Source organism: Vibrio minamisatsumaniensis, assembly GCF_050337445.1.
Classification (GTDB): domain Bacteria; phylum Pseudomonadota; class Gammaproteobacteria; order Enterobacterales; family Vibrionaceae; genus Vibrio; species Vibrio artabrorum.
In genome coordinates this window covers 1-904 of the sequence record NZ_JAKJSY010000180.1, presented here as the reverse complement: position 1 = coordinate 904, position 904 = coordinate 1, and the positions used below count along the sequence as shown (strand labels likewise).

At 36.4% G+C, this 904-nt stretch carries 2 protein-coding genes; both read right to left on the bottom strand.

Going from position 1 to position 904, the window contains the following annotated elements; all coding sequences use genetic code 11:
* The coding region (locus L4B77_RS20110) for a transposase (protein WP_429751815.1) at positions 1–231 on the bottom strand (231 nt) is incomplete at its 3' end.
* 24 nt (positions 232–255) lie between these two features.
* Positions 256–904, bottom strand: a 649-nt coding sequence (locus L4B77_RS20105) for an ATP-binding protein (RefSeq protein ID WP_429752626.1), incomplete at its 5' end; no start/stop codon positions are given.

Below are 904 nucleotides of genomic sequence, written 5' to 3'. Positions count from 1 at the left end.
TTCAGCTTGCTCTGCCAATAATCGTTTGAGTTTGGCATTTTCAGTGGCGAGCTCCCTTTCTCTATCGCTGATTTTCGCATCTTTTTTGACGGCTTTACGCCACCCATAAATTTGAGATTCATATAGCGAAAGCTGTCGTGCGGCAGCAGAGACACCGACTTTCTCTGCTAACTTAAGCGCTTCGGCTTTAAATTCAGGAGCATGTTTGATTCGTGTTTTCTTAGTTGTCATTGTTCACCTCGTTAGTGATTGTACTCACTTAACTCGGTGTCCAAAACTTCTGGTGCGGATCAATTCAAAGTTTTCCAAATCAATATAGCTATCTACGTTGTCTAAAATAAAGAGTGCTTTTCTATCCCCAAGCTTTTCGAAAAAAACATCAACTAGTTCTTCATCTGTATATCCCATAAGTTCTTTGGCGTTAACTATTGGGTCAACTTTTTGAACCATGGAGGCAATTTTATGTTGAAACTTATGATCTTCCTCTTTAAAATCTCGCCAATCAATCAAGAAATAGTCCTTTTTTTCATCAATATAGTGCGACGCTAATGCTGACTTACCTTCACCTCCAATACCTGTAATAAAAATCACTTTGAAAGTATCAGAGTTTAAAATAGACAGTTCTTTCTCTCGGCCAACCCAATCTTTGACTTTTGGAGCTCTATCACTTCCATCTATTTCCTTTACGAATTTCTCTTCGAATACTTCATCACTTAAAACTTCAACTTCATCAATATAAGCTTTAAAGGATAAGAGATTATCTATGAATGAATCCATATTTATGTAATCGTTAATATTAATCGTTGTAACATTACTAATGCTGATATCATTGTCTGATACAAAGTAATGAGTAGGCCCATAGCCGTCCATAAGATTAGCTACATAATCGAATAGTTCTTTTACG